Here is a 12,259-nt window from a genome sequence, read left to right on the forward strand (position 1 = left end):
TGCTAATATTCTGTCAGTTTGTACGAATTGAGAAGTATCGCTTTGCGCTTTTTGCAGTTATGTGGGGCGACATACATACAAGTTTGAATTTAATTAAAAAAGTGAATTTGAGGACTAAAAATGAATAAAACCCTAAAACTGGTACTCGCTGGTGTTGTTACTGTTGCTGCCGGCGCTACTTCCGCTCAATCCGTTGACAACTGGGTCAACTCAACCGGTACTCCATGGAGAAACGGCGACGGCACATTGTGCTGGCGTGATGCTAGCTGGACCCCAGCTACAGCAGCTAAGGGTTGCGACGGCTTTTTAGCCCCAAAAGCAGCTGCAGCTGCTAAGCCAAAAGTAACTCAAACCAAAATTACCCTGCAAGCTGATACCTTGTATGACTTTGACAAAGCAACCCTCAAGCCAGAAGGCAAAGCGACTTTAGACAAAGTTGCTGCTGACCTGAAGAAGATCCGTTTAGAAGTCATTATTGCTGTTGGTAACACCGACAGCGTAGGCTCAGATGCATACAACCAGGCATTGGGTCAGCGTCGTGCCCAGTCTGTAAAAGCATATTTGATCAGCAAAGGTGTTGACGGTGGCCGTATTTACACCGAAAGCAAAGGCAAGAGCAATCCAGTAGCTACAAACGCTACTGCTGAAGGCCGCGCTAAGAACCGCCGTACCGATATCGAAGTAGTTGGTACAGTTGCTCTCAAGTAATCCTTAGCATTCTCGAAAAAGCCCGGTTCTGCCGGGCTTTTTTATTTCCATTACAGTCTTAGTATGAATACATCCAGCAACGTTGACCCCTCTGAAATCAGCAAATTTAGCGCCCTAGCGCACCGCTGGTGGGACCCGAATAGCGAATTCAAGCCCTTGCATGCGATTAATCCCCTGCGTTTGGGCTGGATTCAGACCTTTGTCCCCCTTAAAGGTAAAAAGACCGTTGATATTGGCTGTGGTGGCGGCATTCTGGCCGAATCAATGTCGAACCTGGGTGCCGATACCCTGGGAATTGATTTATCCGACAAAGCCCTCAAAGTCGCCGAATTGCATGCCCTCGAGACTGGCGCCAGTGTGCGCTACCGCTCCATTTCTGCCGAGTCCTTAGCCTCAGAACAGGCGGCCCAATTCGATGTAGTGACCTGTATGGAAATGCTCGAGCACGTGCCTGATCCAGCATCCGTAGTACAGGCCTGTGCCGACCTAGCGAAACCAGGCGCCACGCTCTTTTTTAGCACGCTCAATCGCAACCTGAAATCCTACGTATTCGCCATTGTTGGCGCCGAATATATCCTGCGTTTATTGCCCAAAGGGACGCACCAATACGCCAAATTTATTAAGCCGTCTGAGCTCGCACGCTACATCCGTCAAGCGAATTTAGAAGTGATCGGCATGAAGGGATTGACCTACAACCCAATCACCCAAGTCTATCGTTTAAGCGATGATACTGACGTCAATTACATGATTGCCGTCCGCAAACCTTTGGAATAAACGGATGTCCTTGCGCAGCCCTTACCATGGCGTTTTTTTTGATCTCGATGGCACGCTAGCCGATACCGCGCCAGACTTGGTGGCAGCGGCAAACCAGCTGCTAACAAAACGCAATCTCAGTCCAAAGCCCTATGAAGAGCTAAGACCAAGGGCATCCGCTGGAGCGCGTGGCTTGATTCAGGGGGCATTTGGCTACGGCACCGATCACCCTGAATTCATTCCCTTGCGCGATGAATTTTTTTCCTATTATGAGAACGCGCTGCTGGTGCACAGTACCTTGTTTGATGGCGTCGATTCTCTGCTCGATCAATTGGACTTGGCAAAGCTACCTTGGGGAATTGTGACCAATAAGAGTGAGCGCTTCACTCATCCCCTTACAGAACAAATGGGATTGCGACAACGCGCAATCTCCACTGTCTCCGGTGACACAACGCCTTTCTCTAAACCGCATCCGGAACCCATTTTGCATGCAGCCAGAGTGGCTAATATTGATCCTGCGTTTTCACTCTATGTGGGCGATGATATTCGTGACGTGCTTGCTGGCAAAGCAGCCGGCATGAAAACCGTGGCTGCAGCCTATGGCTATTGCGGCTGCGCAGAGCCGCCGCAAGAATGGGGCGCTGACTACCTCATCCACTCCCCTCTAGAGCTATTGGAAATCATCTTTCCACGATAGTCCTGCGTTATCTGGCAATCCGCCGTAAAATAGGGGTTCTTTAATGCAATGCATCTGGGGTCGACATGGTTTCGACGTGGATTACAAAGCATCAAGGGCATACCGAGGACCCGTTATCTCGTAAATCAATGGGAATGTAATAACTGCTAACGACGAACGTTACGCACTAGCCGCTTAATTGCGGTTGCCCCTGAACTGATTCTCTCTTGGGTCAGGTAGCGAAAGCTACATCAGGGTCATTTACAAGAGATAAGGCAGTTTCGTGTCACGAGGAACAGCTCGAAAATTAAGTGAATCGCCAGCGTGGAACGTGTCAATCCGTGACTAGCCGGCTAAATTAAATGATATGACTAAGTATGTAGAACTTGTTGTAGAGGATTTGCGGACGCGGGTTCGATTCCCGCCGACTCCACCAATCAGTAGGACGTAATAAACAAAACGCCACCCCTTCGGTGGCGTTTTGCTTTGATGCTGCAGTGGCTATTAACTATTGCGTAAGGCTGCAATACGTTCGTCGAGCGGAGGGTGGCTCATAAACAAACGCTTCAATCCATCGGCCATGCCGCCCGAGATACCAAATGCCTCTAACTGCTCTGGCAGATGGGGTTGATTGACTGACTTTTGCAGGCGCTCTAAAGCAGCAATCATCTTATGTTTACCCTCTAAGTAGGCAGCTCCTGCATCGGCACGGTACTCGCGCTGGCGACTAAACCACATCACGATCGCGCTCGCCAAAATGCCGAGGACAAGTTGCGCGATGATCGTAGTGACCCAATACGCCGGTCCGTGGCCCCGCTCTGTCTTAAAGACGGTACGGTCAATAATATGACCGATCACCCTCGATAAGAAGAATACAAAGGTATTTACGACACCCTGAATCAACGCCAAGGTAACCATATCGCCGTTGGCAACGTGACTGACTTCGTGCGCCAAGACTGCCTCTGCTTCATCACGGGTCATGCCATAAAGCAGACCGGTACTAACCGCAACGAGAGAGTCGTTTCGGAACATCCCAGTGGCAAACGCATTGATATCAGGTGCGTCATAAATCGCGACTTCGGGCATCCCAATGCCTGCTGCAGTAGCTTGACGCTCGACCGTACTGAGCAGCCATCGCTCTTGGTCGTTCTGTGGCTCCTGAATAACATAGGCGCCCACGGAGTGCTTGGCCATCGATTTAGACATGGCAAGGGAAATAAATGAGCCTGTCATACCCACTACCGCAGACAGCATCAGTAAGGACATCAGATCAATGTGCACACCATTCTGATCTAGGATTTGGCCCAGACCAAACACACTGATGACGATCGAAATCACCAACATGATGGCGATGTTGGTCAGCAAAAATAGAAAGATCCGTTTCATATTCATAACTCCTTAAGGCGAGGCACAAGCCAGCTCGATAAGTAATACGCTATCAGGAAAGCCCTCGTTTTGCTGGGCTTATATTTATCGGTATTTTATAGGGTATTTGGCTCTCGACTTGCCCTCGGAAAAACCAACGGAGGCAAGCCATCACGCTCAATTACATCGAGCTGAATCTGGTACAAATCAGCCAGATCTGAAATTGCACCCATGCCCGAGAGGTGATCGCCAACCAGGCATCCCTCTTTTACTAAGATCAATCGTTCAAAGTGGTGCATTGCCTGGTTGATGTCATGCAAGATTGCCACAATGGCGTGATTACGCGCATCGGCATACCGCTTCATACTTTCCAATAACTCGATTTGCAAGCCTGGATCCAAGGAAGCCAATGGTTCATCCACCAAGATCAGGCTATTCTGCTCATCCCATAACTGCGCAAATACCCTGGCAAGATGAATGCGTGCCTTTTCGCCACCAGATAGGGTGTCAAAACTCCGATGGAGCAAATGCTCGCAGGAACTCAGGCGCGCCGCATGGAGAGTAATGTCATTGCGTTTTAAATCACCCTCAATTGCGATTCTTCCCAAACCAATGACCAAGTGAGCCATTAAGCTAAATGCGACCTCACTCGATTGCGGCAGTACTGCCCGGGCCCTACTCAGTGAGCGCAAGGACCACGTTTCTATTGCTGCGCCTTTAAACGCATACGATCCAGAATGGGATCTCAGTTCGCCGGATATCAGTTTAAGTAGCGTCGTTTTTCCGGCGCCACTGGGACCGAGTATGGCAATGCGCTCACCCGGAGCAATAGTGCATGAAAAGGGACCGAATGCATTTTCACCCAGCGTGATCTGCAAATCCCGAAGGCGGCATAGCGTATTCATCAGGCCAGTTGACGGCGTGACGACCGCAATAGCAGGATGAAAAATGGCGCCCCTAAGAGGGCAGTAAAAATTCCCACGGGAACTTCTGCTGGGATTGCGATCGTGCGTGCACACGTATCCGCTAGCAACAACAAAATACCGCCGAGCAGCATTGAGGCCGGGACTACCACCCTCTGATCCCCTCCGAGCCAAGCACGAGCAAAATTGGGTGCAATTAAGCCAACAAAGCCAATCATTCCACACCACGCAACCGCAAACCCAGAGAGTAAGGCTACCCAAAAAATGATTTCCATACGAATTCGGCCAATTTCAATGCCAACGTGGGCTGCGACCGATTCGCCAAGGGAAAACACATTCATTACTGGAGTCAATGCGCGCAAACGCCACCAGGCGCATGCAAAGAGTACGGCAGCCGCAATCACTAAAATCCAACTCGAACCAGAAAGCGAGCCCATAGTCCAAAACGTCAAGTTGCGTAACTGCTCATCCGTCGCTAAATAAGTACATAAACCAATAATGGCGGCGGCAAGCGCATTTAAAGCAATGCCCGTTAAAAGTAGGCCTGCAATGGAGCCGGGCGTAATCCAGCGCGCAATGCGATCCAAAGCAAAACACACTAGGATCGCCCCTGAAAACGCCAAAGCCGGTATCGTGAAAAATCGCCACTCCGGTAAGAGTGGAATACTTAGATCATTGAATAGAACAATTCCTAAAGCCACAGCACACGCCGCTCCGGCAGACACGCCCAGCAATCCAGGGTCGGCAAGCGGATTGCGAAAGAGTCCTTGAGTCAAGGCGCCGGAGAGGCCGAGCGCGGCACCAATCAAAAGAGCAAACCCAATTCTCGGTAAACGTAAGTGCCACAAAACATAGCCGCTACCGGATTGAGCATCCCCGCCTTGATTGATCAGTGAGACCCAATCATTCAGGCTAATAGCGACTGCGCCCCACTGGGAGGCCAATACTATTAGTGCAATAAGAACTAGACAGACGAGTATCCAGGGAAGAAATGCATTGGCCCTTACCGCAGGGGAAATTAAAACCATCCTGTGCAGCCTACGATTTAAGCCATTGCGTGCTGCAAGAGTAGATTGAGCTCAGCCACCGCCGATGGCATGCGCGGCCCAAACCCCAATAGATACATCGCCTCAAGCGAAACAATGTTCTGTTCTTTTCCGGCTCGTGTTTGGCTTACTCCTGGAAACCGCAGCACCCCGCCAATCCCGCCAACGGCTCTCATGCCTTGATCCGTCAGCAATAGGACATCGGGATTGGCTGCAATGACTGCTTCCGGAGTAAGCGGCTTAAATCCACTGAATCCCGAAATAGCATTGCGCCCACCCGCATACGTAATCATGGCATCCGCACTGGTTTTTTCACCGCCCACCATGAGCTGGCTTGGATTTTGCGACAAGATAAATAAAACGCGCGTGTTGTTGAGTTTCGAATACGTAACCTTTTCTTGAGTGTTGCTCCACTCCAAAACCAATCGACTTGCAAGCGCTTGGGCAGAATCTGTTTTATATACAAGCCTGCCGATGCTGCTCACCCGATCAGTTAGGTCTTTAAATTGATGGCCAGACGGCAAAATGGTCAAAGGTATCTGGGCATCAATGATCTGTTTTATGACCACGGGCGGCCCTGCATCTTCGGTGGCAATCAGTTGAGTAGGACGAAGAGCTAAGATACCTTCGGCAGAAAGGCTACGGGCATATCCCACATTGGGTAAGCGGGTAGCTGCGGCGGGATATATCGAGGTCGTATCTACCCCAACTAATTGAGAATTGGCTTTGAGTAAATAAACAATCTCGGTTAATGCCCCGCCAATAATGATCAAGCGCATTGCACCGGCAGATGTGGCAGTGGGCTGTTGCGAAAATGCATCTAAACCAAAGGTCATCCATCCAGCGGCTGATGCAGATTTAAGCAAGATGTTCCGGCGACCATGATTCATCTCAAGCCTCTATAGCCGTTGAACGCGCAAGCAAGTCGTCGGCTAAGGCCCGCCAAGTGCTTAACTCCGGTTTACCCGGTTTTCGCTCTCCGAAGAACATCGCAATTGCCTCGCCGTCATCATTAAACAACTCCACTGAGGTCACAATGCCGTCCACTGTTGGTTTACGTACAAGCCAAGCCTGGGCTACGGAATCGCTGCGTAAATGGAGATTAAAGCGGGGGTCCATGACATTAATCCAGGATCCAACCGACATCACCTTATGAATTGACCCACTGTGAATCTGCAGCATCCCTGGATTGCCCACAAACACCATCAGCGGAGTGGCGGTACTCGCAGCAATCTCTAATAGGTCTTTTACGCAACTCACCGGCAGTGCCTGCACAAAGGCAGGTTCAGCAAGGCGCAATCCTTGCGTCCTTGTCACTTTAAACTGCCTTAGTAAGACAAAAAAGTCGTGTGTATCCTTCATCGCACGCCAAGATTGACGCCAGGCTGTCACATCGATTTCTTGATCTGGTAATTCGGTAGCGGGTTTATCCGGCGTAGTTACTTGCATTCCTGGCGCCTGATCATGGCTCTGAAATTGATTGAGCAGTTCATCGTATTTAGCAATACAACTTTGCGCCCTCAAATAAATTTTATGAATGGCGACGCCCGCCTTGTCAAAGAATTGCAAGCTCCTCTGCAAGCCATCCTTAGTCAATTCGCGAACTGCAAATCCATGCGCCCAGGCGTGATAAAAAATGCGCAAGTCGATTTCACCGACTAAAAGCCCCACGGGCCCATCTTGAGAGGCATTTTTATAAACGCCGACTTTTTCATGCACGCAGGATGCATTGCGGGTCAGAGCCATCACCTCCCCTAGAGACCCGATGGATGCCATGATTTCAGTCCATTTTGGATACAGTCGAATTACTTGCATTTGGCCAGCCTCCGAGGGAATGGTGTTGTTGCCTGTAAATGCAGCAATCAACTCCCCCTCGGACATCCCGATCTCTTTTGCAATATCACGATGGCGCATCTTTTCAATGGAACGAAGGGTCTGAAACGATTGATGGATAGAGCGAATGGAATGGATCATGTTTTCTCCTTAGAAATCGTAGCGCAGTGAAATTTGCGCATTGCGTGGAGCTGCAGTAGCTGATTGCTGTGCCGCTGCAGCGTTATACATTGGCGAACTAACAGTGGTGACTGAGCCCTGCACTCCCGCCCAATTCCAGTAAGTGCTATTGAATACGTTGTTTAAATTGAAATTGACCGTTATTTGTTTGGCGGGTTTCCAATAGCCCGTCAGATTCAAGATGGTCGATGCCGGAGTCAAAAACTGATTGGCTGTTCCGCCCGTATTGGAATTGAAATTGACATTGCTTACTGCCTTACCTTGATTCCAAACGAGATTCGCAAATGCACCCCACTCGATTGCGTCATAGCGCATCCCCAACACTGCGCGTAGTGGCTGAATCGTGTTTAAGGGTGCTGTAATGCCATTTTGCGTCTGCTGGCCATAGCTATATGCCATAGCCGCATTGGCTTGCCAGCGCTCTGCAAATGCCCAATCCGTCCTGATATCCCAACCTCGAATTGAGACCTTGGTTAAATTTTGGTATTGCAGAATGGCTGGATCAAGTGGGCTTAACGTGGATCCTTGTGTTGTCACTTGAGCAATAAAATTATCGTAATTGTTCGCATAGGCGGATGCCTGATATCGCCATGCACCCGCCCGGCCGCGAGATCCCAGCTCGATGCCATTACCGGTTTGTGGTTTTAAATTGGGATTGGCAACTAGGCGGTAATTCTGACCAGGACCGCTATTGGCATGGCTTGATAAGGCCTGATCTGGCGTAGGCGCACCAAATGCTTGGCCCCAATTGATAAACGGCCTAAATACGGGCGCCCAATTCCATATCGCTCCAAGCGCAGGCGAAACTGCAGAACCACTATTCGCTGTAGATGTACCTGTTTGCGGCTTTATTGAATACGCATCAAATCGAATGGCCGGTATCAGCGTAAGTTCGCCAAATGCCATTTCACTTTGAAAGAACGCACCGCCCAAGTCATATTTCGATGGCGGGGCAGGCGTAATCGATGCGCCATTGCCGGCAGCATTGATTTGGCTGGATATATCAGCAGAACTCCAATCCAGCCCATAGCTTAAGCGTTGGTTAATCAGGGTTGTGGTGTTGCTTTCTAAACTGGCGTTGATGCCTTTTGTGTTTTGACTGTATGTATTTGTTCTTGATCGCCACGGATAAGACCTGCCGCCCGCGGCGGCTGATTCTTGATACGATTTTTGGGTTACCGAGGCGTCCTGCAGGTAAAGCATGACCTTCGCCGCCTGAATCACCTCGTTTGCAAAATCCCGATAGTGATATTCGCCGGATATCCGATCTCGGGATGTCGTGTCGGATGCAGTTGATGTAGCTACAGCCCTTGAGAGATCTGAAAGATTATTGACGTTTTGAATCACATTCTGGGATTCATATGTTATTCCCAGCTTATTGACAGAATCAATTCTTAAGAATGCTTTTGAAAGCACGTACCAATTACGATAGTCCGCTGGATTCGGTGCAGTTCGATTCATCCCCGTGGAGTAGTTAGATCCTTGATTTTCAAGCTGATGCCCGGATTGAATGTTGCCAAGTACCATGCCCTGCACATCCTGCGTTTTTCCAGCATAGGCAAATGTGGTGTTTGAGGAGTTATCGACACTCGAGTAGCCAGTCCGAGCAAAGCCACCCTTATCCATGCCCTGCTCTATCAAGTCGCTTGGATTAAACGTTTGAAAATGAACAATGCCAGCAAGGCCATCACTGCCGTATTGGGTTGATGATGGTCCGCGGACGACTTCTATTTTTCGAAAGCCGCCCACATCCAAAAAATTGCCTCGTCCTGAAGATAGGCTGCCGAATGAAAATTGATTCGGTACGCGTATGCCATCGACCAGAAGCAATACATTGTTTCCCTGCAGGCCCCGGATATTGATACTTTCCTGACCGCCCCGACCTTGCGAGCCGATGGCCAAACTAAATCGTTCTGTTTGTTGGGGTACCGTTATATCCGGGGAATCTTTAAATACATCCCCCACATTTCGAGCGCCCAACTCCTGAATTTCCTCGGCCGTCGTAACCGTAACAATTCGCGGCACGTTATCCGTTTTACGCTCAGACCGCGTAGCCGATACGGTGACTTCTTTTAGATTTATTCCCCTTCCAACGTCTTCAGGAGCAATTTGCGCCTTGACAGTTAGCGCGGCCATAGAGAATGGCATTAGCAATACAACTGAACATACCTTAAACCCGCTTTTCATAGATCCCCTAGTTCGTTAAAACACTAGCTAGCGGCGGCGGGCTGTGGCATTGATGCAGTAAAAATTAACTGCGTTGACTCATATTAATGATAATGATTCTTATTTAGAATGTCAAATTTTTTCCGAAATCCTCCTGAATCAAAAATACGAAACTGGAAGAGTGGATGAGGACAAGAGAAAACGGATGGGTAGGCGATAGCACATCGGAATTGATTTGCCACTCTCTTGCGCAGGACGAAAGCTCCATTGGCGAATAGTATTTAATGCAGAGCGGTCCAAAGCGGGATACCCCGAACTTTGGGCCAAGTCCACTCGCTCTACTTTGCCATGATCCGTAATGCAGGCATACAGCATCACTGCTCCCTGCTCGCCATTTTCTCTGCTCGAAATCGGATAAGGTGGCTTCGGGTTTAGTGGCGCGTATGCATCGGCGGAAGGTGGTGCGATCTGCGCGGGCACTAACTCAGAAGCATTAGTATGTTCCACGATGGATGGGGCATCACCACTAACCGATGGGTGATGAACGACGCCCTTTGCCATCGGAAGGCTTGGCATCCCAATAGTGCGACTGGTCACTTTATTCTCAGGGGAGGCAGACCTCAGCTCGACAAATTGGGCAATTATCAAGGATTGGGCGCCGTAATCCAGTGGCCGCAACCCAAGGTGTGCAATTGCAATAAACAAGACGATGTGCAACGCAGAAACAACTGTAGCTAGTTTCCAGTGGGTGAATTGCATCCAGAAACTGCCCTTACTTGGTTAATATGAGCTTGCCAAGCTGGGTGATTCTTAAGGTGTAGCAAATGCCGTGATGATTAATGATGACGGAGTTGCTTGTACCAAATAAATCTAAACTGGAATAGATTTTGGCTTGGCCACCACCTGAGATATCACCCCATTCGGCATTGATTTTTGGATCGTTTTTATTCATCGTTAGAATCTGCTTCCGTTAACTGGGCGAATCCAGCTACGTGGTCATTGCCACGCGATACTCGATACCAAGCGCCCTCAGGTATTTTTACTTATAGCCAACGCGGTCCAGAATCTTCTGGGCTGCAATTTGATTTAAACCAATCGAGGCAACCGATACTTTCTCTGCCTGATAAGGCCCAAGCTCCTTAAGCGCAGGATTATCTGCACGAACAGAGGCAACAACTGGCCATTCATTATTTCCGTCTGCAAAATACGTTTGAGCAGAATCGCTGGCCAAATACTCTAGAAATTGGACTGCAGCTGCGGGATGAGGAGCATTTTTAGCTACGCCACCGCCCGCGATATTGATGTGTACTCCGCCGGCGCCCTGATTGGGCCAAGCAAAACCAATCTTAGACATCACTGCAATGTCTTCTGGCTTGGTAGAACGCATTAACCGAGCCAAGTAATAGGAGTTCGTTAGGGCAACGCCACACTCACCCGATGCTACGGCGCGGATCTGGTCGGTATCCCCGCCTTTTGGGCTTCGTGCCATATTCGCTACCATTCCAGCTGCCCAAGCCTCAGTTGCCTTTTCACCATTGCGCTCAATTAGGGCGCCCAGCAAGGACAGCATGTATGGATGAGATCCAGAGCGCGTACATACCTTCCCCTTATTCATCGGCTCTGCCAGCTTTTCATAGGTATTGACATCACCTGGCTTAACGGTATTTTTGTTGTAGACCACAATCCGTGCACGGGTTGAAAAGCCAAACCACGTTGTTCCATCTGTATCGGCCTTGGCTCGCAGATTGACAGGAATGCGATCATTTAAGTATTTGGATTGGATGGGTTTAAAAAAGCCATTGACCTGAGCGCGCCATAATCGCGCCGCATCAACCAACAGAATGACGTCAGCCGGGCTTTTGCTGCCCTCACTATTCAAGCGCTCGATCAGGGCATTGTCATCCGCCTCAATCCGATTAATCTTGATCCCAGTAGCTTTTGTAAAGTTTGCATACAAGGCCTCATCCGTTTGGTAGTGGCGCGCCGAATACAAATTGAGCACTTTCTCATTGTTGGATTGTGCGTGCGCAGACACTTGAAATCCAAGCATTAAGGCCAATTGCAATGCGATCAGTTTATTTCTCATCATCATTCGTTCCAGCGAAAAAGGGTTTTGATACTGGCTTCCACTATATCATAATAAGAATCATTATCAATAAGATAAGGTAAGACACCTGAAGTCATGAGGCTATATCCAGATCTGGTGGATTCAATCGAGCCCAAAAAAATACCTGCGTACATAACGAGTTATTGCGACGATAATGGCTTTTTACCCAATTACCCCGAGGGTGTTTATGCAAGTTTATGTAATTAATCCAACCTTAAAAACCGTTTCAGCAATCGATATTCCAGGATCACTGGATGATGTTCGGGGGCTGATTGGTTTTGCATCGATTGATTCCGATGAAATTGATAACAATGGTGACCGGCTCTTTTTTGATGAGGAGTGCTTTATCCGCCAACAAGATGGCGTAGGTCGCTTCAAAGTGGACAACTTAGCACCAGTGGCTGGTATTGGCGTGATTGCCAATAGCCGCGATGAAGCAAAAAGCATTCAAACTCCCGAGGTGTCGTTGCAGGACTTAACAAAGCGCATCACCTTCCTCTAA

The 12,259-nt window shown here is 49.1% G+C and carries 13 protein-coding genes and 1 other RNA gene; 5 read left to right on the forward strand and 9 right to left on the reverse strand.

What is annotated here, in order from left to right:
• The first annotated feature begins 120 nt into the window (after positions 1 to 120).
• The 4 genes from ompA to ssrA all read left to right on the forward strand — a co-directional run bounded on the left by ompA (position 121) and on the right by ssrA (position 2,573).
• Positions 121 to 708: an outer membrane protein OmpA gene (gene ompA, locus AOC34_RS07520; RefSeq protein WP_108469487.1), complete on the forward strand. Its 588-nt coding sequence runs from the start codon at positions 121 to 123 to the stop codon at positions 706 to 708.
• Positions 709 to 771: 63 nt separating this feature from the next.
• Positions 772 to 1,482 carry a bifunctional 2-polyprenyl-6-hydroxyphenol methylase/3-demethylubiquinol 3-O-methyltransferase UbiG gene (ubiG, locus tag AOC34_RS07525; RefSeq protein ID WP_108469488.1) on the forward strand — a complete coding sequence of 237 codons (711 nt, stop codon included), beginning with the start codon at positions 772 to 774 and terminating at the stop codon, positions 1,480 to 1,482.
• A 4-nt stretch (positions 1,483 to 1,486) separates the two neighbouring features.
• Positions 1,487 to 2,158, forward strand: a complete 672-nt coding sequence (locus AOC34_RS07530; RefSeq protein WP_108469489.1) for an HAD family hydrolase — start codon at positions 1,487 to 1,489, stop codon at positions 2,156 to 2,158.
• A gap of 56 nt (positions 2,159 to 2,214) precedes the next feature.
• Positions 2,215 to 2,573: a transfer-messenger RNA gene (gene ssrA / locus AOC34_RS07535) on the forward strand.
• Between the two features lie 68 nt (positions 2,574 to 2,641).
• Here the strand turns inward: ssrA and htpX are convergent.
• The 9 genes from htpX to AOC34_RS07580 form a co-directional block, all read right to left on the reverse strand.
• Entirely contained in the window at positions 2,642 to 3,523 is an 882-nt protein-coding gene (htpX, locus tag AOC34_RS07540) for a protease HtpX (RefSeq protein WP_108469490.1), read from the reverse strand.
• A 95-nt stretch (positions 3,524 to 3,618) separates the two neighbouring features.
• Positions 3,619 to 4,407, reverse strand: coding sequence for an ATP-binding cassette domain-containing protein (locus tag AOC34_RS07545; protein ID WP_108469491.1), 789 nt, complete (start codon positions 4,405 to 4,407; stop codon positions 3,619 to 3,621).
• Entirely contained in the window at positions 4,407 to 5,453 is a 1,047-nt protein-coding gene (locus tag AOC34_RS07550; protein WP_108469492.1) for a FecCD family ABC transporter permease, read from the reverse strand. Before AOC34_RS07550 ends, AOC34_RS07545 begins: the two co-directional genes overlap by 1 nt.
• A 17-nt stretch (positions 5,454 to 5,470) precedes the next feature.
• Entirely contained in the window at positions 5,471 to 6,361 is an 891-nt protein-coding gene (locus AOC34_RS07555; protein ID WP_108469493.1) for a heme/hemin ABC transporter substrate-binding protein, read from the reverse strand.
• Position 6,362: 1 nt separating this feature from the next.
• Complete coding sequence (locus tag AOC34_RS07560) at positions 6,363 to 7,445, reverse strand: hemin-degrading factor (protein ID WP_199908281.1); 1,083 nt, start codon at positions 7,443 to 7,445, stop codon at positions 6,363 to 6,365.
• 9 nt (positions 7,446 to 7,454) lie between these two features.
• Positions 7,455 to 9,620 (reverse strand): TonB-dependent hemoglobin/transferrin/lactoferrin family receptor, encoded by a 2,166-nt coding sequence (locus tag AOC34_RS07565; protein WP_159074837.1) that lies wholly within the window; start codon positions 9,618 to 9,620, stop codon positions 7,455 to 7,457.
• A gap of 189 nt (positions 9,621 to 9,809) precedes the next feature.
• Entirely contained in the window at positions 9,810 to 10,409 is a 600-nt protein-coding gene (locus AOC34_RS07570) for an energy transducer TonB (RefSeq protein ID WP_108469495.1), read from the reverse strand.
• 13 nt (positions 10,410 to 10,422) lie between these two features.
• Positions 10,423 to 10,602, reverse strand: coding sequence for a hemin uptake protein HemP (gene hemP, locus AOC34_RS07575; protein WP_108469496.1), 180 nt, complete (start codon positions 10,600 to 10,602; stop codon positions 10,423 to 10,425).
• 87 nt (positions 10,603 to 10,689) lie between these two features.
• Positions 10,690 to 11,739 carry an extracellular solute-binding protein gene (locus AOC34_RS07580; protein ID WP_407675576.1) on the reverse strand — a complete coding sequence of 350 codons (1,050 nt, stop codon included), beginning with the start codon at positions 11,737 to 11,739 and terminating at the stop codon, positions 10,690 to 10,692.
• 205 nt (positions 11,740 to 11,944) lie between these two features.
• Here AOC34_RS07580 and AOC34_RS07585 point away from each other — a divergent pair, with 205 nt between their 5' ends.
• A complete protein-coding gene (locus AOC34_RS07585) occupies positions 11,945 to 12,259 on the forward strand; it encodes a hypothetical protein (protein WP_108470113.1) in 315 nt (104 codons plus the stop codon).

This window comes from Polynucleobacter difficilis, assembly GCF_003065365.1.
Lineage (GTDB): Bacteria > Pseudomonadota > Gammaproteobacteria > Burkholderiales > Burkholderiaceae > Polynucleobacter > Polynucleobacter difficilis.